This is a genomic window from Pantoea sp. Tr-811 (genome assembly GCF_011752535.1).
Taxonomy (GTDB): Bacteria; Pseudomonadota; Gammaproteobacteria; order Pseudomonadales; family Pseudomonadaceae; genus Aquipseudomonas.
On record NZ_VWXJ01000002.1, the window covers coordinates 447,934 to 471,517 of the forward strand.

General features: G+C 63.8%; 26 protein-coding genes and 1 pseudogene. 6 read left to right on the top strand and 21 right to left on the bottom strand.

Annotation, left to right across the window (positions count from 1 at the left end; translation table 11 throughout):
- Positions 1-3: 3 nt before the first annotated feature.
- The gene (locus F3J44_RS04535; protein WP_167270834.1) at positions 4-1,401 is read right to left on the bottom strand and encodes an FAD-binding oxidoreductase; all 1,398 of its coding nucleotides are present in this window, start codon (positions 1,399-1,401) and stop codon (positions 4-6) included.
- Positions 1,402-1,573: 172 nt separating this feature from the next.
- Between F3J44_RS04535 and serA the strand changes: the two genes are divergently transcribed.
- Positions 1,574-2,803 (top strand): phosphoglycerate dehydrogenase, encoded by a 1,230-nt coding sequence (gene serA / locus F3J44_RS04540; RefSeq protein ID WP_167066856.1) that lies wholly within the window; start codon positions 1,574-1,576, stop codon positions 2,801-2,803.
- Positions 2,804-2,936: 133 nt separating this feature from the next.
- On the opposite strand, the gene F3J44_RS04545 is transcribed toward serA, so the two are convergent.
- Positions 2,937-3,413, bottom strand: coding sequence for a DUF4399 domain-containing protein (locus F3J44_RS04545; RefSeq protein WP_167066853.1), 477 nt, complete (start codon positions 3,411-3,413; stop codon positions 2,937-2,939).
- 226 nt (positions 3,414-3,639) lie between these two features.
- On the opposite strand from F3J44_RS04545, the gene F3J44_RS04550 reads away from it, so the two are divergent.
- Complete coding sequence (locus F3J44_RS04550) at positions 3,640-4,128, top strand: transporter substrate-binding domain-containing protein (RefSeq protein WP_167270836.1); 489 nt, start codon at positions 3,640-3,642, stop codon at positions 4,126-4,128.
- 118 nt (positions 4,129-4,246) lie between these two features.
- Here F3J44_RS04550 and F3J44_RS04555 read toward each other — a convergent pair whose 3' ends face one another.
- Together F3J44_RS04555 and F3J44_RS04560 are read right to left on the bottom strand one after the other, a co-directional pair.
- The gene (locus tag F3J44_RS04555; protein WP_167270838.1) at positions 4,247-4,750 is read right to left on the bottom strand and encodes a DUF523 domain-containing protein; all 504 of its coding nucleotides are present in this window, start codon (positions 4,748-4,750) and stop codon (positions 4,247-4,249) included.
- Positions 4,737-5,360: a 2OG-Fe(II) oxygenase gene (locus tag F3J44_RS04560; RefSeq protein ID WP_205299672.1), complete on the bottom strand. Its 624-nt coding sequence runs from the start codon at positions 5,358-5,360 to the stop codon at positions 4,737-4,739. The genes F3J44_RS04555 and F3J44_RS04560 overlap by 14 nt, the downstream gene beginning before the upstream one ends.
- Before the next feature lie 122 nt (positions 5,361-5,482).
- On the opposite strand from F3J44_RS04560, the gene F3J44_RS04565 reads away from it, so the two are divergent.
- Positions 5,483-6,235, top strand: coding sequence for a DUF2059 domain-containing protein (locus F3J44_RS04565; protein WP_167066844.1), 753 nt, complete (start codon positions 5,483-5,485; stop codon positions 6,233-6,235).
- Here the strand turns inward: F3J44_RS04565 and F3J44_RS04570 are convergent, their stop codons facing one another.
- Complete coding sequence (locus F3J44_RS04570; protein WP_167270840.1) at positions 6,236-7,162, bottom strand: alpha/beta hydrolase; 927 nt, start codon at positions 7,160-7,162, stop codon at positions 6,236-6,238. It lies immediately after the preceding gene.
- Between the two features lie 104 nt (positions 7,163-7,266).
- Here F3J44_RS04570 and F3J44_RS04575 point away from each other — a divergent pair, with 104 nt between their 5' ends.
- The 3 genes from F3J44_RS04575 (at position 7,267) to F3J44_RS04585 (ending at position 11,233) form a co-directional block, all read left to right on the top strand.
- Positions 7,267-7,845, top strand: coding sequence for a DUF6436 domain-containing protein (locus F3J44_RS04575; RefSeq protein ID WP_167270842.1), 579 nt, complete (start codon positions 7,267-7,269; stop codon positions 7,843-7,845).
- A 115-nt stretch (positions 7,846-7,960) separates the two neighbouring features.
- Positions 7,961-10,324: a penicillin acylase family protein gene (locus tag F3J44_RS04580; RefSeq protein WP_167270844.1), complete on the top strand. Its 2,364-nt coding sequence runs from the start codon at positions 7,961-7,963 to the stop codon at positions 10,322-10,324.
- Between the two features lie 90 nt (positions 10,325-10,414).
- On the top strand, positions 10,415-11,233 hold the full coding sequence (locus F3J44_RS04585) for an alpha/beta fold hydrolase (RefSeq protein WP_167066832.1): 819 nt from the start codon (positions 10,415-10,417) through the stop codon (positions 11,231-11,233).
- A 107-nt stretch (positions 11,234-11,340) separates the two neighbouring features.
- On the opposite strand, the gene F3J44_RS04590 is transcribed toward F3J44_RS04585, so the two are convergent.
- From F3J44_RS04590 to oscA, 16 genes and pseudogenes are all read right to left on the bottom strand, one after another.
- Complete coding sequence (locus F3J44_RS04590) at positions 11,341-12,213, bottom strand: transporter substrate-binding domain-containing protein (RefSeq protein WP_167066829.1); 873 nt, start codon at positions 12,211-12,213, stop codon at positions 11,341-11,343.
- Positions 12,210-12,983 (bottom strand): amino acid ABC transporter ATP-binding protein, encoded by a 774-nt coding sequence (locus F3J44_RS04595; RefSeq protein ID WP_167066826.1) that lies wholly within the window; start codon positions 12,981-12,983, stop codon positions 12,210-12,212. Before F3J44_RS04595 ends, F3J44_RS04590 begins: the two co-directional genes overlap by 4 nt.
- A complete protein-coding gene (locus tag F3J44_RS04600) occupies positions 12,980-13,639 on the bottom strand; it encodes an amino acid ABC transporter permease (protein WP_167066823.1) in 660 nt (219 codons plus the stop codon). Before F3J44_RS04600 ends, F3J44_RS04595 begins: the two co-directional genes overlap by 4 nt.
- Positions 13,620-14,285 carry an amino acid ABC transporter permease gene (locus F3J44_RS04605; RefSeq protein ID WP_167066820.1) on the bottom strand — a complete coding sequence of 222 codons (666 nt, stop codon included), beginning with the start codon at positions 14,283-14,285 and terminating at the stop codon, positions 13,620-13,622. Before F3J44_RS04605 ends, F3J44_RS04600 begins: the two co-directional genes overlap by 20 nt.
- 219 nt (positions 14,286-14,504) lie before the next feature.
- Positions 14,505-15,290: a MetQ/NlpA family ABC transporter substrate-binding protein gene (locus F3J44_RS04610; RefSeq protein ID WP_167066817.1), complete on the bottom strand. Its 786-nt coding sequence runs from the start codon at positions 15,288-15,290 to the stop codon at positions 14,505-14,507.
- Between the two features lie 176 nt (positions 15,291-15,466).
- Positions 15,467-16,297 (bottom strand): sigma 54-interacting transcriptional regulator, encoded by an 831-nt coding sequence (locus F3J44_RS04615; protein WP_167066815.1) that lies wholly within the window; start codon positions 16,295-16,297, stop codon positions 15,467-15,469.
- 64 nt (positions 16,298-16,361) lie between these two features.
- On the bottom strand, positions 16,362-16,943 hold the full coding sequence (locus F3J44_RS04620) for an alpha/beta hydrolase (protein ID WP_167270846.1): 582 nt from the start codon (positions 16,941-16,943) through the stop codon (positions 16,362-16,364).
- Positions 16,944-17,181: 238 nt separating this feature from the next.
- Complete coding sequence (locus F3J44_RS04625; protein WP_167066809.1) at positions 17,182-17,583, bottom strand: biopolymer transporter ExbD; 402 nt, start codon at positions 17,581-17,583, stop codon at positions 17,182-17,184.
- A 1-nt stretch (position 17,584) separates the two neighbouring features.
- Positions 17,585-18,304 carry a MotA/TolQ/ExbB proton channel family protein gene (locus F3J44_RS04630; RefSeq protein WP_167066806.1) on the bottom strand — a complete coding sequence of 240 codons (720 nt, stop codon included), beginning with the start codon at positions 18,302-18,304 and terminating at the stop codon, positions 17,585-17,587.
- 30 nt (positions 18,305-18,334) lie between these two features.
- Positions 18,335-19,129: an energy transducer TonB gene (locus tag F3J44_RS04635; RefSeq protein WP_167270848.1), complete on the bottom strand. Its 795-nt coding sequence runs from the start codon at positions 19,127-19,129 to the stop codon at positions 18,335-18,337.
- Positions 19,130-19,463: 334 nt separating this feature from the next.
- Positions 19,464-19,721 (bottom strand): TOBE-like domain-containing protein, encoded by a 258-nt coding sequence (locus tag F3J44_RS30300; RefSeq protein WP_370526701.1) that lies wholly within the window; start codon positions 19,719-19,721, stop codon positions 19,464-19,466.
- Positions 19,722-20,453, bottom strand: a pseudogene (locus F3J44_RS04640) (sulfate/molybdate ABC transporter ATP-binding protein); the annotation flags it as partial.
- Positions 20,454-20,456: 3 nt separating this feature from the next.
- Positions 20,457-21,329 carry a sulfate ABC transporter permease subunit CysW gene (cysW, locus tag F3J44_RS04645; RefSeq protein ID WP_167270852.1) on the bottom strand — a complete coding sequence of 291 codons (873 nt, stop codon included), beginning with the start codon at positions 21,327-21,329 and terminating at the stop codon, positions 20,457-20,459.
- A gap of 10 nt (positions 21,330-21,339) precedes the next feature.
- Positions 21,340-22,158, bottom strand: coding sequence for a sulfate ABC transporter permease subunit CysT (gene cysT, locus F3J44_RS04650; RefSeq protein ID WP_167270854.1), 819 nt, complete (start codon positions 22,156-22,158; stop codon positions 21,340-21,342).
- 98 nt (positions 22,159-22,256) lie between these two features.
- On the bottom strand, positions 22,257-23,258 hold the full coding sequence (locus F3J44_RS04655; RefSeq protein WP_370526433.1) for a sulfate ABC transporter substrate-binding protein: 1,002 nt from the start codon (positions 23,256-23,258) through the stop codon (positions 22,257-22,259).
- Positions 23,259-23,314: 56 nt separating this feature from the next.
- Entirely contained in the window at positions 23,315-23,497 is a 183-nt protein-coding gene (oscA, locus tag F3J44_RS04660) for a sulfur starvation response protein OscA (RefSeq protein ID WP_003248957.1), read from the bottom strand.
- Positions 23,498-23,584 lie beyond the last annotated feature (87 nt).

The following is a 23,584-nucleotide window of genomic DNA, read 5'->3' on the forward strand; positions in this document are numbered from 1 at the left end:
TTTTTATTCAGGAGCGAAGATCTTACCCGGATTCATGATGCCGTTAGGGTCGAATACGGCCTTGATCGCCTTCATGCAGGCAATTTCATCCGGCGAGCGGCTGTAGCCCAGGTAGTCACGCTTGGTCATGCCCACGCCGTGCTCGGCGGAGATCGAGCCGTTGTAGTGCTCGACGATCTCGAACACCCATTTATTGACCTTGGCGCACGAGGCGAAGAACGCATCCTTGCTCATGTGTTCGGGCTTGAGGATGTTCAGGTGCAGGTTGCCATCACCGATATGGCCGTACCAGACCACCTCGTAGTCAGGGTAGTGCTCGCTGACAATGGCATCGATGTCGCGCAGGAACGCCGGCACTTTGGAAACCGTGACGGAAATGTCGTTCTTGTAAGGGGTCCAGTGGGAAATGGTTTCAGACAAGTATTCGCGCAGCTTCCACAGGTTCTTCAGCTGGGTTTCGCTCTGGCTCATCACCCCGTCCAGCACCCAGCCCTGTTCCACGCACTGCTCGAAGGTAGCCAGGGCCTGCTCGGCCAACGCCTCGGTGCTGGCTTCGAACTCCAGCAGGGCATAGAACGGGCAAGCGGTATCGAACGGCGCCGGGACATCGCCACGGGCCATGATCTTGGCCAGGCCCTTGTCGGAAAAGAATTCGAATGCCGTGAGGTCGAGCTTGCCCTGGAAGGCGTGCAGCACCGGCATGATCGAGTCGAAGTCCGGCGTGCCCAACACCATGGCAGTGAGATTGCGCGGGGCGCGGTCCAGGCGCATGGTGGCCTCGACCACGAAGCCCAGGGTGCCCTCGGCGCCGATGAACAACTGGCGCAGGTCATAGCCGGTGGCGTTCTTGATCAGGCCCTTGTTCAGCTCCAGCAACTCGCCCTTGCCGGTGACCACCTTCAGGCCGGCCACCCAGTTGCGGGTCATGCCGTAGCGAATCACCTTGATGCCGCCGGCATTGGTGCCGATGTTGCCGCCAATCTGGCTGGAGCCGCTGGAGGCGAAATCCACCGGGTAATACAGGCCCTGCTCTTCGGCAAAGGCCTGCAGCTGGCGGGTGATGACCCCTGGCTGGCAAACCACGGTACGGTCGAACCCATTGAAGTCGAGAATCCGGTTCATGTGGTCGAAGGCCACCACCACCTCGCCGTTGGCTGCCACGGCGCCCGCAGAGAGCCCAGTGCGGCCACCCGACGGCACCAGCGCCACCTTGTGCCGGTTGGCCCAGTGGACGATGGCCTGCACCTGTTCGATGGTCTTGGGCAGCACGATAGCCGTGGGCGCGGGTGGATAATGCTTGGTCCAGTCCTTGCCGTAGGCCTCCAGCGAAGCCGGGTCGGTCAGGACCTTGCCAGGGTCGACAAGGGTCATCAGCTCATCAATTACCGCGGGGTGGGTCATCGCTGGAACTCTCGACTTATTCATAGTCACCCTGAGCACTCTTCACCTGTCGGGATAAGCTCAGATTGTGTCGCGTATGCTAGCATAGCCCTCCCGCTGTTCATGCTAAGGCTGCCCTGGCGCCTGGCATCACCCCTCGCCATTTTTTTCTCCGGGATACAGGTTTACGCAGATGAGCAAGACTTCTCTCGACAAGAGCAAGATCCGGTTCCTTCTTCTTGAAGGTGTGCACCAGAACGCAGTCGATACCCTCAAGGCTGCCGGCTACACCAACATCGAATACCTCACGGGTTCCTTGCCTGAAGCCGAGCTGAAGGAAAAGATCGCCGATGCCCACTTCATCGGTATTCGCTCGCGCACCCAACTGACCGAAGAAATCTTCGACTGCGCCAAGAAACTGGTCGCCGTCGGCTGCTTCTGCATCGGCACCAACCAGGTCGACCTGGCTGCGGCCCGCGAGCGTGGCATCGCCGTATTCAACGCCCCGTACTCCAACACCCGTTCGGTGGCCGAGCTGGTGCTGGCCGAGGCCATCCTGCTGCTGCGCGGCATCCCTGAGAAAAACGCCTCCTGCCACCGTGGTGGTTGGATCAAGAGCGCGGCCAACTCGTTCGAGATCCGTGGCAAGAAGCTGGGCATCGTCGGCTACGGCTCGATCGGTACCCAACTGTCGGTCCTGGCGGAAAACCTGGGCATGCAGGTGTACTTCTTCGACCCGCTGACCAAGCTGCCACTGGGCAACGCCGTGCAGGTCACCAGCCTGAACGAACTGCTGGGCCTGGCCGACATCGTTTCGCTGCACGTGCCTGAGCTGCCGTCCACCCAGTGGATGATCGGCGAGAAGGAAATCCGTGCCATGAAGAAGGGCTCGATCCTGATCAACGCCGCCCGTGGCACCGTGGTCGAGCTGGACCACCTGGCCGCCGCGATCAAGGACAAGCACCTGATCGGCGCCGCCATCGACGTGTTCCCGGTAGAGCCGCGCTCCAACGACGAAGAGTTCGAAAGCCCGCTGCGTGGCCTGGACAACGTGATCCTGACCCCGCACATCGGTGGTTCCACCGCCGAAGCCCAGGCCAACATCGGCCTGGAAGTGGCCGAGAAGCTGGTCAAGTACAGCGACAACGGTACTTCCGTATCGTCGGTCAACTTCCCGGAAGTGGCCCTGCCGGCGCACCCGGGCAAGCACCGCCTGCTGCACATCCACGAAAACATCCCGGGCGTGCTCAGCGAGATCAACAAGGTCTTCGCCGAAAACGGCATCAACATCTCCGGTCAGTTCCTGCAGACCAACGAGAAAGTCGGTTACGTGGTGATCGACGTCGACGCCGAGTACTCGGACCTGGCGCAAGAGAAGCTGCAACAGGTCAAGGGCACCATCCGCTCGCGCGTACTGTTCTGAGCGTGATGGCTGCATGAGAAAGGGAGGCCCAGGTGGCCTCCCTTTTTTTTGCCGGGTAGATTGCGCGCCGCTTGCGGCGCATCGCGAGCTTTGCTCGCTCCTACCGGGGTGTGGCGTAGGGGCTCGGGTTGCGTTACTTGACGGTAACGGTGATCTTCTTCGACTCGACGGACGGCTTGAACGGCACGTGGTACTGGTCACCCAGCACCAACTGCAGGGTGTGCTTACCCGGGGTCAGGGTGATGCTGGTCTCGGTTTGCGCCTTGCCAAAGTGCAGCACTTGCGGCCCGGCAGGCAGCGCGGTGCCGGCTTCGGGCATCAGGCTGGTAGGCAGTGGCATGTCGGCCACCGGTGCTTTGTCCACATCCACCAGCAGGTGGTGGTGGCCCGTGTGCGGGGTTTGGTCACCCGCAGGCTTGAGCGCCATGCCCTCGATGCCGAACTTGACGGTGAAGGTCTTGTCGACCGTGGCGCCGTCGGCGGGGGAAACGATGAAGACCTTGGCATCCTTGGGCGGCTCCTGGCTCTTCAGCGCATCCGCAGCGCTGGCGAACACCGAGGCCCCCATCAGCAGACCGGCAACGGCAGCACGCGAAAATAGGCTGTTCATTCACTTCTCCTGTCATTCATTGAAAACGCAGCCGTGAAACGAACGGCGGCGCTGCTTCACCATAGTTGAAAACCACGCCAGAAGTAATTGTGGCCCCCCGACATAAATAATTCAGTTAGGGTTAAACCTAGCCGGGCCTTCAAGGTCATAGGCTGCGCTCGACCGCGACGAGGAAGAAAGTTGCGGCGAAAGTGACTCATCTGCTGAAGTAAAAAAAGGGGCATTCATGCGTTCGACCATAGGCGTACTGCTGACAGTACTGATCACGCCATTGGCTCAGGCCGAGCTGATAGACGAAATCGCCGACCGGGGCGAACTGCGCATCGCTGTGCAGGCCGACAATTCACCCTATGCGTTCAAGGAAAACGACCACCTGACGGGTTTCGAGATCGACTTTGGCCAGGAACTGGCGCGGGAGCTGGACTTGCGCGCCGAATTCGTCGAAACCACCGCGGCCGAGGTGCTGCCTGGCGTGGAAAGCGGCAAGTACGACATTACCCTCACCCCGTCGAACACGGCGCCCAAGGGTGACGGGCCGTTCGACGTGAGCCAGGCCTTTGGCGAGAAGAAGCTGGTGATTCCGTTCCAGAAGGACAACCCGGCGTTCGAGAGCGCCGTGAACAATGCCCTGCAGCGCTTGAAAGACAGCGGGCGAACGGCTGAGCTTGAGCAGAAGTGGTTCACCGGCGTGCAGGAAACTGCGGCTGGGCAGTAGGTTTTTTTAGCCTGTGCGGGCCTCTTCGCGGGGCGAGCCCGCTCCTACAGGGTCCGCATTAGGGCATGTGTGGGCCTTTGTAGGAGCGGGCTTGCCCCGCGAAAGGGCCGTTACAGGCCTACCCCAAAAGCCCAGCCAACGCCACCCGGGCCTCTTCAAGCTCCAGCTCGCTGAACACCAGCACCCCTTCGCGCCGCAACAAGGCCGTGGTCACGCCCTCCCCCGGCACCTTCACCCCGCTGAACGTGCCATCGTAGGTCAACCGGTTGCCACACGACGGGCTGCCGGCTTTCAACACCGCCACCCGTATACCGTGCCGCCGCACCAGCGCCAAGGCCTGCCGGGCACCGGCCAGAAAGGCCGCGCTTACATCCTCGCCAGCCACCGTCAGCACCTGGGCTTCACCCTGCAGCACCTGCCCCCCTTGCCCACCGGGAATCTCCGCCGGCGGCCGTGGCGTCGGCAAGCCACCTGCCACCTCAGGGCACAAGGGCACCACGCGCCCCTCGGCCTGCCACTGCTGCAACAGGTCAGGGTGCCCGCTGGCCCGGCCGTCATAGCGCACCGGCTGGCCCAGCAGGCAGGCGCTCACCAGCACCTTGGGCAAATCAGAACGGGTCATTGCCACGGCGCCGGAACCAGCCAGTCAACGACAGGCGTTCACGCATGGCCGGCAAGACTTCGTGGGGCACCTCGCCAGAGAGGAACACCGCCAGGCAACCGGCCACCGGCTGCACGTCGTGCGCCACGTCATCGGCCAGGAACATGCGCAACTGGCCGCCGTCCTGCGGCTGCCAGCCTTCATTGAGGTAGAACACCGCCGACACCATGCGCCGGTCGTCATCGCGGAAGCGGTCCAGGTGACGGCGGTAGAATGCCCCCGGCGGGTACAGGGCGAAATGGCATTCGAAGTCTTCAAGGCCCAGGAACAGGCCCTGGTTGATGGCCTGGCGCAGTTGGTCCATGGCCGCCAGGTACTGGTCGCAGGCCTCGGCCTGGCCAGGGTCGATCCACTGGATCTGGTCGCCGCGAATGGTTTCGCGCACCTCCTGGGAATCCCCCCGCCCTACGCCGGCCGGGTTGAGTTCGCCTTCGGCATGCCGGCGCCGGCATTCGGCGGCCAACGCGCGCACCAGGTCGGCAGGCAGAAAGAGTGCCTGCTGTGACCAGCCATGGGTGGCCAAATCGTCAACGACGGCCGCAAGCATCGGGTTTTCAGGGGAGATGTGCATGGCGCGCATCATATCCATTAGCCATGCCCTCGCACAGCGCCACTTGGCTGAGAAGCCCGCGGATTGCTCGACAAAATGGCGCCAAGCCAAGGACAATAGCCACCTGCCGACAGGAGTCCTGAATGCGCCGTCTGTTTTCCCTGCTTCTGCTGATGATCTGCACCATGCCTGTCTGGGCAGACACCCTCGATCAGCTGTACAAGGCCGCCGGCTGGCCCGACCAGCGCGCCCATTTCAACGATGCCGTGAGCGCCGCCCAGCAGCGCTACCGTAACAGCCTGCCGCCTGCGGTTTACCAGGCGCTGGTCAACAACAGCAACCAGCGCTTCCAGGCCCAGGCCATGGACAACCGCGCCGTCGCCAAGCTGCGCAGCGCGTTGCCCAACCCGGCACCGGCGCTGGCCTTCTTCCAGTCGCCCCTGGGGCGCAAGATCGTCGCTGCCGAGCTGCTGGCCACGCGCAAGGACCAGTTGGCGAAGAACGCCAAGGGCCTGCCGAAGATCCAGGCCAGCGACAACCGCCTGCTGGTCATCGGCCATTTGGCCCAGGCCCTGCCGGCCCGTGAAGCGGGCGCCGAAGTCAGCCTGGCGATTGCCGGGGTGGCGGCCGACAGCCTGAGCTCGATGATCCCCGGCCTGTTCGGCGCAAGCCAGGCCCAGGGCCTGCTCGACGGCCAGCGCCAACGGCTGATGGGGCAAATTGGCGAAGACCTGAACAACACCCTGTTGTACGTGTACCGCGACTTGTCCGATGACGAGCTGGAAGAATTCGCCACCTTCGCCGAGTCGCCAGACGGCAAGGCCTACTACCAGGCCGCCGTGGCCGCCGTGCGCGCAGGCCTTGCGGTCGGCCAGAACAGCGCCGAACTCAAGTAATCAACCCAGGCGCTGCTCGATGAAATCGAAGTAGCGCCGGCGGATGTCCGGTAGCTCGTTGGCCAGGTGATGACGGGCCTCGGGCAGCATCAGGATCTGCGGCTCGCTGAACTTGGCCTTGAGCACTTCGAGGTTGTATGGCCAGTCCACCGTGCCGTCCGCCTCCCCCTGCACGATCAACGGCCGCCGCGCACAGTGCGGCGCAGCCTCGATCCGCCTGACCCAGGCGATCAGCGCGCCGACCCAGGCAGTGGGCAGGCGCCGCGGCTGCAGCGGGTCGGTTTCCAGGAAGGGCAGGAACGTCGGGTCGTTGGTGTTCTCGCTGAAGCGCCGCTCGATACCGTTGACGAAATGGCGCAGCACCCGATAGCTGAGCTTCGACCAACGCCAGGACTGCGGCCGCACCAGCGGCGCCAGCAGAATGACCTCGCCGTCGATGGGGCTTTGTGCGCCGTGGTGCAGCAGGTGGTCCACGGCGATGGCGCCGCCGGTACTCTGCCCGCACAGGTGCCACGGGCGCGGCAGGTCCAGCTGGCGCGCCTGCTCGAACAACGCCTGCAACACCTGCTGGTACACCGCGAAATCACTGATGCTGGCGCGCTCGCCACTGGACAGGCCGTGGCCCGGCAGGTCGCAGCTGATAACCGCAAACCCCTGCTTCAGCGCCCAGGCGATCACGTGCCGATAGAGGCCCATGTGGTCGTAGTAGCCGTGCAGCAGAAACAGCGTTGCCACTGGCTGCTCCGGCAACCACAGCTGCCCGACCAGCTCGAACCCCGCCGCCTGGAAGCCGCCCAGCCAGCTGTTCACAGGCAGGTTCAGGCCATAGAAGTGTTGGTAGGCGTGTGCTTGCGCGGGCAACGGCTGGCACTGGGCCAATGGCGCAAGGCTGGCGCGCAGCAGATCGGGGTCAAAGGCGGCGGGCATCGGGTACATCCACAGCGAAGCGAGTATTGACCTGGGATATTCAGCTGTTCGTGCCATCGTGGCAAGCTGCCCACCACACAGATCCCTGGGTACGCGCAACAGCCATGAAGATTCGCCTCATCAAATACCTGTGCGCAGGCCTGGCCCTGGTGCTCTGCACCGCCGTGCTCTGGCAGGCCTACAGCACCTTCCAGTCCCGCTACCTGCGCCCCTTCGACAACCAGGCCACGCTGTTCGACGGCAGCCAACTGCGCCTGCCCGCCGAACTCGCAGGCCCCGGCCCGATCCGCGTGGTGCACTTCTGGGACCCGGCCTGCCCCTGCAACGTTGGCAACCAGCAGCACCTGGGTGACCTCATTACCCAGTTCGCAGGCCAGGGCGTCACGTTTCATGCCGTGCAAAAGCCCGGCAGCCACAGCCAGTTGCCTGCCAACCTGGGCAACCTGCAGCCAATTGCCAGCCTGCCAGGTAGCGAACAGCTGCCCGCCTCCCCTGCCGTGGCCATCTGGGACCGCCAGGGCCACCTCGCCTATTTCGGCCCCTACAGCGAAGGCGCGGTGTGCAATGCCAGCAACAGTTTCATCGAGCCGATCATCAAGGCCCTGCTTGCAGGGCGTGCGGTGACCGCTTCCAACACCCTGGCGGTGGGCTGCTACTGCCCTTGGGCAGAGACGGGCCTGTGAGCTTTTTCCGTTTTTCACCGGCGAACAGGGCATTGCCGCCCCAGGGACTATGCTCTGTTCGCGAATCCGTCGATGATCGGGCCACCGTGTCCGCTCGAATGCACAAGGAGACCCGATGAAGCGCAGCCTGACCCTGTTGGCGGTGGTGATTGCCGCAGCCGCCGGCGCCGGTTACTGGTACGTGCACGGCAAGCTGCCGCAGCGCGAGGGCGAGCTGGCCGTGGCCGGGCTCAAGGCGCCGGTCAGCGTGCGCTACGACGCCCGTGGCGTGCCGCACCTGCAGGCGCAGAACGAAGCGGACCTGTACCGCGCCCTGGGCTACGTGCACGCCCAGGACCGCCTGTTCCAGATGGAAATCATGCGCCGCCTGGCCCGTGGCGAACTGGCCGAGGTGCTGGGCGACAAGTTGCTGCCCACCGACACCTTGTTCCGCAGCCTGCGCATTCGCGAACAGGCCGCGCTGATGGCTCAGCGCCAAGACCACCAGGCACCCGCCTGGCAAGCCCTGCAAGCTTACCTGGAAGGCGTCAACGCCTGGCAGGCCAGCCATCCCAAGCCCATGGAATTCGACCTGATCGGCATTACCCCACGGCCGTTCACCGCCGAAGACACCCTGAGCATCGCCGGTTACCTGGCCTACAGCTTCGCCGCCGCCTTCCGCACCGAACCTGCGCTCACCTACATCCGCGACCAACTCGGCCCGCAATACCTGAACATCTTCGACCTCGACTGGCAGCCTGCCGGGGCACTGGCCACGCCACTGGCCGCCGCCGACTGGCAAAGCCTCGAAGCCTTGGCCCACGCCAGCCAGGCGGGGCTTGCCGAGGCTGGTATTCCCCAGTTCGAGGGCAGCAACGCCTGGGCCATTGCCGGCAGCCGTACCCGCAGCGGCAAACCGTTGCTGGCGGGCGACCCGCACATCAGCTTCTCCGTGCCGGCGGTGTGGTATGAAGCCGAGCTGTCGGCACCGGGCTTCAACCTGTATGGCTACTTCCAGGCGCTGAACCCGTTCGCGATGCTCGGGCACAACCGCGATTTCGGCTGGAGCCTGACCATGTTCCAGAACGATGACGTCGACCTGATCGCGGAACAGACCAACCCGGCCAACGCCGACCAAGTCATGGTCCATGGCCAGTGGCACGCGCTGGAAAAGACGCAAGAAACGATTGCCGTCAAAGGCCAGCAGCCGGTCACCGTCGAACTGCGCCGCTCGCCCCACGGGCCAATCGTCAACGACGTGCTGGGTGCCACGGCCGGCGCCACGCCGATTGCCATGTGGTGGGCATTCCTGGAAACCGAAAACCCGATCCTCGACGGCTTCTACCAGCTCAACCGCGCCGATACCCTGGGCAAGATGCGCGAGGCCGCAGCCAAGGTGCAGGCGCCGGGGCTGAATTTCGTCTGGGCCAACGCCCGCGGCGATATCGGCTGGTGGGCGGCGGCGAAGCTGCCGATACGCCCCGACGGGGTCAACCCGTCGTTCATCCTCGACGGCGCCAGCGGCCAGGCCGACAAACCCGGCTTCTACCCGTTCAGCGCCAACCCACAGCAGGAGAACCCGGCCAGCGGCTACATCGTCTCGGCCAACTACCAGCCACCGGCGGTGATGCCCATTCCCGGTTACTACAACCTGCCCGACCGCGGGCGCCAGCTCGACCGCCAACTGGCCGACTCGCAGGTGAAGTGGGACACCCAGAACAGCCAGGCCCTGCAACTGGACACAGCCAGCGACCATGGCCCGCGCACCCTGGCGCCGCTGCTGGCGACCCTGCGCGCCGTCGCCGAGGGTGACGAGCAGAAGGAGCTGGTCGAGCAGCTGGCCGCCTGGCGTGGCGACTACCCGCTGGATTCCACCAGTGCCACGCTGTTCAACCAGTTTCTCTATGAGCTGGCCTACGCCGCGCTGCATGACGAGCTGGGCGATACCTGGTTCCCGGTGTTGATCAGTACCCGCGCCATCGACGCCGCGATGCCGCGCCTGGCCGCCGACGCCCAGTCCCCCTGGTGGGACACCCGCGGTGGCAACCAGCGCACCGACCGCACGGCCATCGTGCGCATCGCCTGGCAGAAAACCCTCGCGCACCTGCGCGAAACCCTCGGCAAGGACCCGGCCAGCTGGCAGTGGGGCAAGGCCCACACCCTGACCCACAACCACCCGCTGGGGGCGAAGAAGCCGCTGAACCTGCTGTTCAATGTCGGGCCGTTCCCCGCCCCCGGCACCCATGAAGTGCCCAATAACCTGTCGGCGAAGATCGGGCCGGCGCCCTGGCCCGTCACCTATGGTCCCTCGACTCGGCGGCTGATCGACTTCGCCGATGCCGGCCAGGCGCTGAGCAGCAACCCGGTCGGGCAAAGCGGTGTGCTGTTCGACCGGCATTATGCGGACCAGGCAGAAGGCTACGTGCAAGGCAAGTATCAGCGGGCGCAGATGGGGGTGATTCCGGCGCAGAGCACCCTCAGGCTGGTGCCATCACCTTAATGGGTAGGCGCTGGCTTGCCTGCGATGGACCGCACAGCGGTCCCCTGCAGTTTCGAATACCCTACAGCACCTCCTGCCGAGACCTACTCCATGCAAAAACACTTCATCGAAATCGACGGCGCACGCATGAGCTATGTCGACCAGGGCCAGGGCTTCCCGGTGCTGCTCGGCCACAGCTACCTGTGGTCGGCGGAAATGTGGGCGCCGCAGATCGAGGCGCTGTCCCGGCATTTCCGTGTCATCGTTCCCGAACTGTGGGGCCACGGCGGCTCCGACGCGCCGCCTGCCAGCACCACCGACATGAGTGCCCTGGCCCGCCAGCACCTGGCGCTGCTGGACGCCCTGGACATTGCCCAATGCCACCTGGTGGGCCTGTCGGTCGGCGGCATGTGGGGTGCGCAACTGGCCATCGAACACCCCGGGCGGGTCGACCGCCTGGTACTGATGGACACCTACCTCGGTGCCGAGCCTGAGGTGACCCGGCTGAAATACTTCGGCTTGCTGGATGCTGCAAGCGCAGCCGGGGTGTTCCCGGAGCCGTTGCTGGATATCGTGGTGCCGATCTTCTTCCATGCCGGTGGGCAGACCGTGCCTGAGGTGCGGGAAGGTTTCCGAGCCTCGCTCAAGGCCAGCAGCGCCGAGCTGATCCGCCAGAGCCTGGACCCGATGGGCCGGGTGATCTTCGGGCGGCCCGACCTGCTGGGGCGGCTGGGTGAATTGAAGGGTGAAAAGACCATTGTCATCTGTGGCGACCAGGACATTCCGCGGCCGCCTGAAGAATCCAACGAGATGGCACGGATCATTGGCTGCCTGGCGGCGCAAATTCCATTCGCTGGGCATATTTCCAGCCTGGAGAACCCGCATGTGGTGAATGCGTTTTTGCTGAACTGGTTGCCGCGTAACGCTTGAGTGGGTCTTGGGCTGCATCGCGAGCTTTGCTCGCTCCTACAGGGGGCTCACACCCGTGGTAGGAGCGAGCGCAGCTCGCGATGCGCCGCCTATGCGGCGCCCGGTTATCAGCCCTGCCACTTGCCCCCTTCGACGATCACGCTCTCCGGCTTGGTGTCGTCGCTCAGCTCCTTGCGCACATACTGGTCATACAGCTTGAGCAAGAACTTCTCCTCGCCCAGCTTGGCCAGCTCCGCATTCACCCAGTCACGCAGCTCGGTATTGCCCTTCTTCACCGCCGGTGCAATCGGCGCCTCGTCGCCCAGCAACTGCGGTAGCACGCGGTAGCCCGGGTTCTGCTTGGCCCAGCTGAACAGAATCAGGTTGTCCTGGGCATAGGCATCGCCCCGCCCGTTGGCCAGGGCCTGCAGCGATTCGCTGTTCTTCTCGAACTTGAGCAGTTTCCAGTCTGGGTGGTGCTTGGTCAGCCAGATGTCCGCCGTGGTACCCGTGGTCACGATGGTGGTCTTGCCCGCCAGGTCGTCGAGTGTTTTTACCGGGCTGCCATCGGCGACAATCGCCTGCACCGCCACACGCAGGTTGGGGTTGGTGAAGTCCACCGCTTCCTTGCGCTCAGGCGTCACGGTCATGTTGGCAAGAATCAGGTCAACCTTGTCGCTCTGCAGGAACGGGATGCGGCTGGCCGGCTCCACGGCAACGAACTCCACCTTGTTTTCGTCCCCCAGCAGGTCCTTGGCCAGGCGCCGGGCAATATCGGTGTCGAAGCCCACATAGCGGCCACTGGCATCGACGAAGCCGAACGGCGGTTTGTCGGTGAACACGCCGACAATCAGCTTGTCGCGGGCCTTGATGGTTTCCAGGTAGCTGGTGGCCGGCGAGGCAGCCGCAGGCTTGGGCGGCTCCTCGGCCTTGTTGCAGCCGGCCAGCAGGGCCAGGCCGAACAGCGGCGCCAGCAATTTGGTAAGCGGGGCAGTTTTCATGACAGTTCCTTTTGTTGGGTCTTCGGCAGGCTTTCGACAAAGGAGAATTTGTCCAGGAACTGCTGCGCGCGTGCGGTCCGCGGTTGGCTGAAGAAGCTCTCGGGGTCGCTCTGTTCAAGGATCCTACCGGCTTCCATGAACACGATGCGGTCGGCCACCGCGCGAGCGAAGGCCATTTCGTGGGTAACGATGAGCAAGGTCATGCCGTCCCGGGCCAGGCCCTGGATCACCTGCAGCACTTCCTTGACCATTTCCGGGTCCAGCGCAGCGGTGACTTCGTCGAACAGCATCACCTGTGGGTTCATGCACAGTGCCCGGACGATGGCGATACGCTGCTGCTGGCCGCCGGACAGCTGGCGTGGGTAGGCATCGCGCTTGTCCAGCAAGCCAACCCGCGCCAGTAGCGCCTCGGCCTGCGCCTGGGCTTCGGCGCGTTCGCGTTTTTGCACCTTGAGTGGGCCAAGCAACAGGTTGTCGAGCACGCTCATGTGGCCGAACAGGTGGTAGCTCTGGAACACCATGCCCACCCGCTGGCGCACCTGGCGCCAGTCGGTGCCAGCGCCCAGCAGGTCGTTGCCCTCCAGGCGCAGCTGGCCGCTGTGGGCGGCTTCCAGGCCATTCAGGCAGCGCAGCAAGGTGCTCTTGCCACAGCCACTGGGGCCAAGGATCACCACCACTTCGCCGGCCTGGACCTTGAGGTCGACATCGGCCAGCACCCGGTGGGTGCCGTAGAACTTGTTGAAACCCTGGAATTCGATCAATGCGGTCATGAGTGGGCCCAGCGCCTTTCCAGCACGCGCGAGGCGGCCGACAGCGGATAGCAGACAAGGAAGAAGAACAGGAACAATACGGCGTAGATCAACACCGACTCGTAGGTGCGCTCGATGATCTGCTGGCCTACCTTGATCACATCGACCACGCCAATCAGCACCGCCAGCGAGCTGGTCTTGATGATCCGCGTGTAGAGGTTGATGGTGGGCGGCGTCATGCGCTTGAGCGCCTGGGGCAGCAGCACATGCCCGTAAAGCTGGGTGCCGGACAAGCCGATCGACAGCCCCGCTTCGCGCTGCCCGCGTGGCAACGACTGCAAGGCGCCGCGTACCACTTCACCGACTTCGCTGGCGCCCCACAGCCCCAGCACCAGCACCGCGCACCAGAAGCTGGGAATGTTCACGGCGAAGAAGATCGGCAAGCCGAAGAACACCAGGTACAGCCACACCAGCACCGGAATGGCGCGAAACAGCTCCAGGTAAACCTGCAAGGCAATGTTCAACAGGCGCTTGCCCAGTGTTGCCAGCACGCCGTACAGCACCCCGCCCAAGGTGGCGAAGAGAATGCCCAGCGCCGATATCGCCAGGGTCTGGGCTGCGCCCTTGGCCAGCAGCGGCAGCGATACCCAAAGCAGCTCAGTTGCCGAACTGGCCATGCTGCAGCCTCCTTTCCAGGTAGCGCAGCAGCAGCGACAGCGGCAGGAACAACAGCACGCACAGCAGGGTCAGTACGGCGAGCATTTCGTAGGTCTTGTAGTACAAGGCGATGTAGTTCTTGGTGGTGTAGAGAATTTCCGGCACCGCCACCGCCGACACCACGGTGGTTTCCTTGAGCAGGAAGATGAAGTTGGCGAACAGCGCCGGCAGGCTGAGGATGCCGGCCTGGGGCAGGATCACGTGGCGCAGCAGCTGGCCCTCGGACAGGCCGATGGCCCGCCCCGATTCGAGCTGCGCACGCGGCACCGCCTCGACCCCGGCGCGCAGCACCTCGGTGAGGTAGGCGCCGCCCATGAAGGTCAGGGTGATGATTGCCGCGGCGAAGCCGGAAATCTTCACGCCCAGGCTGGGCAAGGCGAAATAGACGAAGAACAGTTGGATCAACAGCGGCGTGTTGCGTGCCAGCTCTACGTAGCCCTTCACCAGCCGCCACAGGTAAGGCGTGCGAAACACCAGCACCGTGGCATTGACCAGCGCCACCAGCAGCGAGGTGGCAATGGCGATCAGGCCAACCTGCAGGGTGACCCCAACAGCCTTCAGGAAGGCCGGCAAGGTACTGAGCATGAAGGCAGTGTCGAAGGTCATGGAAGGCAGTTCTGATGGGCGCACGGGGCGCGATCAGTAGACTGTAAAGGTATAAAAAACTTTTTATAAATACCTTTATTGAATATACATATGCGACAGCCTGTTGCGGCCTTTTCGCGGGGCAAGCCCGCTCCTACACAGAGAGCCAGCCCGCACTCGCTTGCACAAACAAAAACGCCGGCGCATAGGCGCCGGCGTTTTCACGACACAGTCAAACCATCAGAACGCAGGCAGCACCGCACCCTGGTATTTCTTGGCGATGAATGCCTTCACCTCCGGGCTGGTCAGCGCCTTGGCCAGCTTCTGGATGGCCTCGCTGTTCTTGTTGTCCGGGCGTGCCACCAGGAAGTTCACGTAAGGCGAGTCGGCACCCTCGATCACCAGGGCATCCTTGGCTGGGTTCAGGCCAGCTTCCAGGGCGTAGTTGGTGTTGATCATGTCCAGGTCGACCTGGTCCAGCACGCGCGGCAGCATGGCCGACTCCAGCTCGCGGAACTTGAGCTTCTTCGGGTTCTCGGCGATGTCTTTCGGCGTGGCCAGGGCGTTTTTCGGGTCTTTCAGGGTGATCAGGCCGGCTTTCTGCAGCAGGATCAGCGCACGGCCACTGTTGCTGCCTTCGTTCGGGATGGCGACGGTGGCGCCGTCCTTCAGTTCGCTCAGGCTCTTGACCTTCTTCGAGTAGCCACCGAACGGTTCGACGTGTACGCCGATCACCGTTTCCAGGTGGGTGCCCTTGCCTTCGTTGAAGCTTTGCAGGTACGGCAGGGTCTGGAAGTAGTTGGCATCCAGGCGCTTCTGGTCAACCTGCACGTTGGGCTGCACGTAGTCGGTGAACACCTTGATCTGCAGGTCCACGCCTTCCTTGGCCAGGGTCGGCTTGATCAGTTCGAGGATTTCGGCGTGTGGCACCGGGGTGGCGGCTACCACCAGTTTCTCGGCGGCGGACGCCAGGCCAGCGAACGACAGGGCAGCGGCCAGGGCAGTGGTCAGCAGGGTCTTTTTCATGGTGTTCCTTGTTCTGTTTCTGGGCCATCGCAGATGGCGAAGTCGGGTGCCCAACCGTTTCATCGGCGGGCATGGAGCGGACGATACCGGGATTTTTTATTCCGTAACAATATCTTTTAATTAGCTGCTTATTCCAAAAACAAACTTCCACCACCCACTTTGCTTATTAGGCCCCTCTAGCGCGAGGGGTTGGGCAAATCGAGGTCTTGCGGCTGCAGCTCCTGGTCATCGTTCACCAACAAGGCGAAGTGGATGACGTTCTCCAGCTCCCGGGTGTTACCCGGCCAGGCATGCGCTTCCAGCGCCTGCTGCGCGGCCTCGCTCACCAGCGGCACCGGGCGCTGCAGGCGCACGCTGTAGATGCCGACGAAGTACTCGGCCAGCGGCAGGATATCGCCAGGCCGCTCGCGCAATGGCGGCAGCTCCAGCGCGCCCTCGCGCAGGTACTGGTAAAGGCGCTCGTTGAAACGCCCAGCCTTGACCACCCGCGCCAGGTCGATGCTGGTGGCGGCGACCAGGCGCACATCCACAGGCTGCGGCTGCTGGGCGCCAACCCGGGTCACCTCGCGGTTTTCCAGGGCCGCCAGCAGCTTGCCCTGGATGGCCAGCGGCAGGTCGGCGATCTCGTCCAGGTACAAGGTGCCGCCATTGGCCGAGCCGAACCAGCCCGCCCGGCTGCTGGCCGTGCCACCCTGGCTGCCAGCGCTGTAGCCGAACAGCTCGGCATCGGCATAGGTCGGGCTGATGGCCGCGCAGTTCACCGAAACGAACAGGCCAGGGCGGTCGCTGGCGCGGTGGATCTGCCGCGCCAGCAACTCCTTGCCGGTGCCGGTCTCGCCACGGATCAACACCGGCAGCGGTTGCGGTGCCAGGCGTTCCAGGGCCTGGCGCAGCTGCTGCGAACGCGGGTCGATGAACACCAGCGCCTTGGCGCGGATGCTCAGGGGGCTCTTGTCCAGCTCAGGGAAGGTCAGCAGCGGCTGGCCAAATGGGTTTTGAAAAGTCATGACTCACTCCCGCCCCAGGCCATCAGGGCCGGGCGTCAGGCAAACGGTAAACGGTCGGGGCCGATCAGGCGCGGCGCAAGGCGCGCTGCTCAACCCGGCTTTGCAGGCGGTACAGGTAGGCGAAGCCTTGTTCCCAACGCTCGTGCCCGGACTTGACGTTGATGTGCCCGGCATTGCTCAGCAGCCCTGGCTCCGCCCCCCAGGCCTGGGCCAGGTACAGCGCCCGCGGCACGCTCACCGCCGGGTCGTTGTCAGAGCTGACCACCTGGCTTGGGAACGGCAGGGGCTGTGCCGGGATCGGTGCGAAATTGCGCAGCGCCGGGGCGCAGGTGGGGCGTTCGACGTCGGCCGGGGCTACCAGCAAGGCGCCGCGCACGCGGCGCAGCAATGCTGGGCTGGCCTGTGCTGCCCAGTGGGCGACCGTGATGCAACCCAGGCTGTGGGCAATCAGGATCACCGGTGTGCGCTCGGCGGCAATGGCCCGCTCCAGCGCCTGCACCCAGTCACGGCGCTGCGGGGTCAGCCAGTCGTGCTGCTCGACCCGGGCGCTGTTGGGCAAGGTGCGCTGCCAGTGGCTCTGCCAATGGTTGTCTGGCGATCCTTGCCAGCCCGGCACAATCAGGTAACGAATCGACTCATTGCGCATGGGAACGCCTCCGGTAGTTTGCGTGCTTGGAGACCAGTATAGGGAGAGGGTTATATTCGTAAAGGAATAAGAAGCTATTTATTAATAACAAAAAATGTTTATCTGTGTGTCCGCCACCCCCGCTGCCCTGGTAGGAGCGAGCGCAGCTCGCGATGCGCCGCAGGCGCCCGGTCGCAAAAAAAAAGGCCAACCCCTGTCAAGAGATATGGCCCTAACGCACTTGCGAGAGTCTTGCCAATCAGCGCGCGGTAATCACCGCCAGCTTGCTGATTCCGGCACGTTCGATCGCGGCCATGGCCCGCGCCACTTCGCCGTAATTCACACCGTCGTCGGCCTGCAACTGCACCCGTACCTCGGCATCCTTGTCCTTGGCCGCCTTGAGGTTGGTTTCCAGCAGGTCGGGTTGAATTTCGTCCTTGTTGATGAACAGCTTGCCCTGGCCGTCGATGCTTACCACCAGCGGGTCTTTCTGCTCCACCGGGGCCACGGCCTCGGTCTTGGGCAGGTTGATCGGGATGGCGTTGGTCAGCAGCGGCGCGGTGACAATGAACACCACCAGCAGCACCAACATGACGTCCACCAGCGGGGTGACGTTGATTTCACTGAGGACCTCGTCGCTGTCCTGGGTCGAAAAGGCCATGTCAGGACGCCTCCTTCACCGGCTGGGTGAAACCGGCCTGGGCCTTCTGCACGGCAGGGTGCACCAGCACGCGGAAGGCACTCTTCTGCGCCAGGCTGTAGAAGTCGTGGGCGAAGTCGTCGAGGTCGGCTGCCGTCAGCTTGAGGCGGCGCAGGAAGTAGTTGTAGACCAGCACCGCCGGCACCGCGACGGCGATACCCACGCCAGTGGCCACCAGCGCCGCACCAATTGGGCCCGCCACGGTTTCCAGGCTGGCGGAACCGGCCGCGCTGATCCCCTTGAGCGCTTCCATGATGCCCCACACGGTGCCGAACAGGCCGATGAAGGGCGAGGTGCTGCCGATACTGGCGACCACCGCCAGGCCCGTTTCCAGCGAGCGGCGTTCACGCACGATCTGCTGGCGCAGGGCACGTTCCAGGCGGTCCTGATGGTTGATGGCGTGACTCAGGTCGTTGGCCTGGGTGTCGCCCACGGCGATGGCGGCATAACCGGACTGCGCAACGCGGGCGGCCGGGCCAGGCAGTGCATGGCTGAGCTCGGCGGCCGAGTCCAGGCTCGATGCGGCCCAGAACTGCTGGTGGAAGCGTTTGTCCTGGTTCTTCAGCCGCACGAACTGGGCAACCTTGACCAGGGCCAAGCCCCAGGTGGCAACGGAAAAACCGACCAGCAGCCAGATGACTGCGCTTTCAACGGATTCGAGGGGGGATGCCAGCAGGCTCATGAGAGTGTCTTCCTGTGTTCTGCGAAAAAGTTAGCGAAGCTTGAAATCGATCGGCACGCTGACCCAGCCGGCCAGGGCCACGTCGCCCTGCTTGGCGGGGACGAAGCTCCAGCGCTTGACCGCGGCCAGCGCGGCGGCGTCGAGGGCATCACGGCCACTGCTTTTCTGGATCTGGATCTGCCCGGGCTTGCCGCTGGGCAGCACTTCCACACGCAACAGCACGGTGCCTTCCCAACCGCGGCGCTGGGCCAGTTGCGGGTACTCCGGCGCCGGGTTCTTCAGGTACGCGGCGTTGGCCGAAGCCGGGGTAATCGGGGCTGGCGCAGGTGGCGCGGGTGGGGCCGGGGCAGCGACTGGCGCAGGCGCAGGCGGTGGCGCTTCAACGGGTTTGGGCTGCGGCTTGGGCGGCTGCTTGACCACAGGCTTTGGCACTGGCTTGGGCTTGGGTTTTGGCTTGGCCGCCAGCTCATCGACCACCGGCGGCGGTGGCTCGACCACGGGTGGTGCCGGGGCTGGCGGTGGCGGCTCGACCACCGGCGGCGCGGGCGCGGCGAACTCGATGGTCATGGGCGGAATCTGTGGCGGTACCACGGGCAGCTCGGGCGTTGGCGCCTGGCTGATCCAGTACGCAGCGGCGCCATGCAGCGCCAGCACCAGCAGGCCCAGGGCCAATTTATCGCGGCGCTTGAGGCCGCTGACCGGGGTGCGTTGCAGGCGCAGCTGGCCCAGTGGCAGGCGAAGCGTCCGGCCAAGCTCGACCAAGTCACCCGGGGCCGGGCGCCATGGCTGGTCGTAGGCCCTGACGGCCGACTGGACATTTCCCATTGATCAAACTCCTGGGGTTCTTGATTCAGGTGTGTGGCTGAATCATCGCGGCCAGGGGCTTATCTCTAGAAGTAATGTTTAAAATTAAAGTTAGCGTTTTTTGGAATATATGTTTTGCGGGAGATGCTCTAGGCCTCGGGATTCGCGGGGTTCAGGGAGAGGGCTTGAGCGTGATGCCTTGGCGGCATATTAAATATTCGTGCAAGGCATGGGATTGTCACGAGGGCTGCGCCCTCGATCGCGAGCTGTGCTCGCTCCTACCGGGGTGGCGCACTAGGGGATGGGGCAAAAAAAACCCGGGACCAGGCCCGGGCTTTTCATGCTTGGCGGCGAATCAGATATCCGCCACCTTCTGCCACACTTTCGGCCGGAAGAACAACGTCTCGCCCCGGGCCAACCCGGTCAGGCTGTCGTGGTCCTTGACCACCTCGGCCTCGATCAGCTCGCTCTGGCCTTCCACTTTCAAAGTCACCCGCGTGGTCGCGCCCAGGGGCCGGATATCGCGCACTTCGGCAGCATGGTGGCCTTCGGTTTCATGCCGCGACAGCGACACCTCGTGCGGGCGGAACAGCACATGGTGCCCTTCGCTCACGGCCAGGCGGTTGGAGTCGCCGAGGAAGTGGTAGACGAAATCGTTGGCCGGCTGCTCGTACACCTCACCCGGCGAGCCGATCTGCTCGATCACGCCCTTGTTCATCACCACGATGCGGTCGGCCACTTCCATGGCTTCTTCCTGGTCGTGGGTGACGAACACCGAGGTCAGGTTGATGTCCTCGTGCAGCCGCGCCAGCCAACGGCGCAGCTCCTTGCGCACCTTGGCATCCAGCGCGCCGAACGGCTCGTCGAGCAGCAGCACCTTGGGCTCCACCGCCAGGGCGCGGGCCAGGGCGATACGCTGGCGCTGGCCACCGGAAAGCTGTTCGGGGTAGCGGTCGGACAACCAGTCGAGCTGCACCATGTTCAGCAGCTCATGCACCTTCTCGGCGATCTTGCTCTCGCTTGGGCGCTCGCCCTTGGGCTTCATGCGCAGGCCGAAGGCGACGTTGTCGAACACGCTCATGTGGCGGAACAGGGCATAGTGCTGGAACACGAAGCCGACGTTGCGATCACGCACGTCATGGCCCGACACATCCTCGCCGTGGAACACGATGTTGCCTTGGTCCGGGGTTTCCAGGCCGGCGATGATGAGCAGCAGGGTAGTCTTGCCACAGCCGGACGGGCCGAGCAGGGCCACCAGCTCGCCGCTGTTGATGTCCAGGTTGATGGTGTTCAAGGCCTGGAAGCTGTTGAAGCGCTTGCTGACGTTACGAACTTCGATCGACATGAATCATTCCTCCGCGGCGCTGTGGCGCAGGCGGTTAATACGGTTCTCGCTCCACTGCTTGAGCAGCAGGATGAAGAGCGCCAGGATCAGCAACAGGCTGGCCACGCTGAAGGCCGCGACGTGGTTGTACTCGTTGTAGAGGATCTCCACGTGCAGCGGCAAGGTGTTGGTGACGCCGCGAATATGGCCAGACACCACCGACACCGCGCCGAATTCGCCCATGGCCCGCGCGGTACACAGCACCACGCCGTAGATCAGGCCCCACTTGATGTTCGGCAAGGTCACGTGCCAGAACATCTGCCAGCCATTGGCGCCGAGCAGGCGTGCGGCCTCCTCTTCCTGCGTGCCCTGCTCCTGCATCAGCGGGATCAGCTCACGGGCAACGAATGGCACGGTGACGAAGATGGTCGCCAGGACGATGCCCGGCAGTGCGAACACGATCTGGATGTCGTGGTCCTGCAGCCACGGGCCGAAAAAGCCTTGCGCGCCGAACATCAGCACGTAGACCAGGCCGGCGATGACCGGCGACACCGAGAACGGCAGGTCGATCAGGGTCACCAGGATGCTCTTGCCACGGAAGCTGTACTTGCTCACGCACCAGGCGGCGCTGACGCCGAACACCAGGTTCAGTGGCACCGAAATGACCACGGCGAGCAGGGTCAGCTTCAATGCCGACAGGGCGTCGGGTTCGAAAATCGCCTCGAAGAAGGTGCCAAAGCCGTTCTTCAGTGCCTGGGACACCACGATCACCAGCGGCAGCAGCAGGAATAGCGCGAACACCAGCCAACCAAGGCCGATCAGGATGCGCCGCGAAGTGGCGCTGCCACGCCGGGCGGCGTTGGCGGTGGCGCTTGCACTCAGGGTAGAACTGGACATGCGGCCTCCTTCAAGGGGTTTCGATGCGGCGCTGCAGCAGGTTGATCAGCAGCAGCAGGATGAAGGAAACCACCAGCATCAGCACGCCGATGGCGGTCGCGCCGGTGTAGTCGTACTGGTCGAGCTTGACCATGATCAGCAGCGGCAGGATCTCGGTTTTCATCGGCATGTTGCCGGCGATGAAGATCACCGAACCGTACTCACCCACGCCCCTGGCGAAGGCCAGGGCGAATCCGGTGAGCCAGGCAGGCAGCAGGGCCGGTGCCAGGATGTGGCGGAACACCTGCAACGGCTTGGCCCCCAGGCAGGCGGCGGCCTCTTCCACTTCACGCGGGATGTCGGCAAGTACCGGCTGCACCGTGCGCACCACGAACGGCAGGGTGACGAAGGTCAGTGCCAGGATGATGCCCAGCGGCGTGTAGGCGATCTTGAAGCCCAGGTCGGTGGCGAACTGGCCGACCCAGCCCGAGGGCGCGTAGAGGGCAGTCAGGGCGATACCGGCAACGGCAGTGGGCAGGGCGAACGGCAGGTCGATCATCGCATCGATGATCTTGCGCCCAGGGAAGGTGTAGCGCACCAGCACCCAGGCCAGCAGGGTGCCGATTACACCGTTGATGATGGCGGCGAACAAGGCGGTGCCGAAACTCAGCTTGAGCGCGGCGATCACCCGTGGCGCACTGATGATGTTCCAGAACTGCTCGAAGGTCAGCTGCGAGGCATGGACGAACATGGCCGCCAGCGGTATCAGCACGATCAGGCTGAGGTACACCAAGGTGTAGCCCAGCGTCAGCCCGAAGCCGGGTATGACGGGGGAAATGCGACGTGACATAAATATCCCTGGTTGAACGCACGAAGCCCGGAATCAATCCCGGGCCGGTGCAGGCGTTTGAATCCTGGGGCCGCACAGCGGCCCCGCTTTCCCTGGCCTTACTGCGCCTGGTAAATCTGGTCGAACACACCGCCATCATTGAAGAACTTCGGTTGTGCAGTTTTCCAGCCACCGAAGTCCTTGTCGATGGTCACCAGGTCCAATTTCGGGAACTGCTTGCCGAATTCGGCCGCCACTTTCTCGTCACGCGGGCGGTAGAAGTTCTCGGCGGCAATCTTCTGGCCGGCCGGGCTGTACAGGTGCTTGAGGTACTCGGTGGCGATTTCGGTGTTGCCCTTCTTCTCGGCATTCTTGTCGACCACGGCCACTGGCGGCTCGGCAAGGATCGACAGCGATGGGACGACGATGTCGAACTTGTCGGCGCCGCCGTCTTCCTTCAGCGCCAGGAAGGCTTCGTTTTCCCAGGCCAGCAGCACGTCGCCCTGGCCGTTGTTGACGAAGGTGATGGTCGAGCCGCGGGCACCGGTGTCCAGCACGGGTACATGCTTGAACAGCTCCTGCACGTATTCCTTGGCCTTGGCTTCGCTGCCGCCGGTCTTCAGGCCATAGGCCCAGGCCGCGAGGAAGTTCCAGCGGGCGCCACCGGAGGTTTTCGGGTTGGGGGTGATGACCGAGACGTCTTTCTTGACCAGGTCGCCCCAGTCCTTGATGCCTTTCGGGTTGCCCTTGCGCACCAGGAACACGATGGTCGAGGTGTACGGGGTGCTGGCGTCGGGCAGGCGGGTCTGCCAGTTTTCTGGCAAGGTCTTGCCGAGCTTGGCGATTTCGTCGATGTCGCCGGCCAGGGCCAGGGTCACCACGTCGGCGCGCAGGCCGTCGATCACCGCACGGCCCTGCTTGCCCGAGCCACCGTGGGATTGCTGGATCTTCACCTTGTCGCCCGGGTGGGCCTGTTGCCAGTGCTTGATGAATTCGGCGTTGTACTGCTGGTACAGCTCACGGGTCGGGTCGTAGGACACGTTCAGCAGTTCGTAGTCCTTGGCGATGGCGGAACCGGCAAAAACAGCACTGGCCAGGGCGGCGAGCGCATAACGGCGGATGGACATGGTGAAGCTCCCGATTGGCATTTTTCTAGTTTTGAAGGGTGAGGCGCGAATCAGCCGGGCTTGTTGCCGGGCTGCTGCAGGCGGAACTTCTCCTTGCGCTCGATCTGTACGACCTGGGCGTTGTGCACGGTGATTTCCACCGCACCGAAACGCAGGTCGCGCAGGGCGCTCTGGATTTCACGCAAAATGGTGGCTTCGTCCTGACCGTCGATGCTACGCAGCGATGCACTCATGCTCGTTCTCCTTGGAGTGAGGGTGCCGGGCTGAGGTTTGAAGGGGGTTTGCGCCTGGCTTGAGGGCAATAGTAGTGAGGCGGAGAT

Coding starts and splice junctions, on each gene's coding strand:
- F3J44_RS04570 (WP_167270840.1), bottom strand. CDS start 7,162: ATGCCCGCCGCCTTTGACCCCGATCTGCTGCGCGCCAGCCTTGCGCCA.
- F3J44_RS04595 (WP_167066826.1), bottom strand. CDS start 12,983: ATGACCGCATTGATCGAATTCCAGGGTTTCAACAAGTTCTACGGCACC.
- F3J44_RS04590 (WP_167066829.1), bottom strand. CDS start 12,213: ATGAAAACTGCCCCGCTTACCAAATTGCTGGCGCCGCTGTTCGGCCTG.
- F3J44_RS04600 (WP_167066823.1), bottom strand. CDS start 13,639: ATGGCCAGTTCGGCAACTGAGCTGCTTTGGGTATCGCTGCCGCTGCTG.
- F3J44_RS04620 (WP_167270846.1), bottom strand. CDS start 16,943: ATGCGCAATGAGTCGATTCGTTACCTGATTGTGCCGGGCTGGCAAGGA.
- F3J44_RS04630 (WP_167066806.1), bottom strand. CDS start 18,304: ATGAGCCTGCTGGCATCCCCCCTCGAATCCGTTGAAAGCGCAGTCATC.
- F3J44_RS04625 (WP_167066809.1), bottom strand. CDS start 17,583: ATGGCCTTTTCGACCCAGGACAGCGACGAGGTCCTCAGTGAAATCAAC.
- cysT (WP_167270854.1), bottom strand. CDS start 22,158: ATGTCACGTCGCATTTCCCCCGTCATACCCGGCTTCGGGCTGACGCTG.
- F3J44_RS04615 (WP_167066815.1), bottom strand. CDS start 16,297: ATGACTTTTCAAAACCCATTTGGCCAGCCGCTGCTGACCTTCCCTGAG.
- cysW (WP_167270852.1), bottom strand. CDS start 21,329: ATGTCCAGTTCTACCCTGAGTGCAAGCGCCACCGCCAACGCCGCCCGG.
- oscA (WP_003248957.1), bottom strand. CDS start 23,497: ATGAGTGCATCGCTGCGTAGCATCGACGGTCAGGACGAAGCCACCATT.
- F3J44_RS04575 (WP_167270842.1), top strand. CDS start 7,267: ATGAAGATTCGCCTCATCAAATACCTGTGCGCAGGCCTGGCCCTGGTG.
- F3J44_RS04550 (WP_167270836.1), top strand. CDS start 3,640: ATGCGTTCGACCATAGGCGTACTGCTGACAGTACTGATCACGCCATTG.
- F3J44_RS04535 (WP_167270834.1), bottom strand. CDS start 1,401: ATGACCCACCCCGCGGTAATTGATGAGCTGATGACCCTTGTCGACCCT.
- F3J44_RS04560 (WP_205299672.1), bottom strand. CDS start 5,360: ATGCACATCTCCCCTGAAAACCCGATGCTTGCGGCCGTCGTTGACGAT.
- F3J44_RS04545 (WP_167066853.1), bottom strand. CDS start 3,413: ATGAACAGCCTATTTTCGCGTGCTGCCGTTGCCGGTCTGCTGATGGGG.
- serA (WP_167066856.1), top strand. CDS start 1,574: ATGAGCAAGACTTCTCTCGACAAGAGCAAGATCCGGTTCCTTCTTCTT.
- F3J44_RS04635 (WP_167270848.1), bottom strand. CDS start 19,129: ATGGGAAATGTCCAGTCGGCCGTCAGGGCCTACGACCAGCCATGGCGC.
- F3J44_RS04580 (WP_167270844.1), top strand. CDS start 7,961: ATGAAGCGCAGCCTGACCCTGTTGGCGGTGGTGATTGCCGCAGCCGCC.
- F3J44_RS04555 (WP_167270838.1), bottom strand. CDS start 4,750: ATGACCCGTTCTGATTTGCCCAAGGTGCTGGTGAGCGCCTGCCTGCTG.
- F3J44_RS04610 (WP_167066817.1), bottom strand. CDS start 15,290: ATGAAAAAGACCCTGCTGACCACTGCCCTGGCCGCTGCCCTGTCGTTC.
- F3J44_RS04585 (WP_167066832.1), top strand. CDS start 10,415: ATGCAAAAACACTTCATCGAAATCGACGGCGCACGCATGAGCTATGTC.
- F3J44_RS04605 (WP_167066820.1), bottom strand. CDS start 14,285: ATGACCTTCGACACTGCCTTCATGCTCAGTACCTTGCCGGCCTTCCTG.
- F3J44_RS04565 (WP_167066844.1), top strand. CDS start 5,483: ATGCGCCGTCTGTTTTCCCTGCTTCTGCTGATGATCTGCACCATGCCT.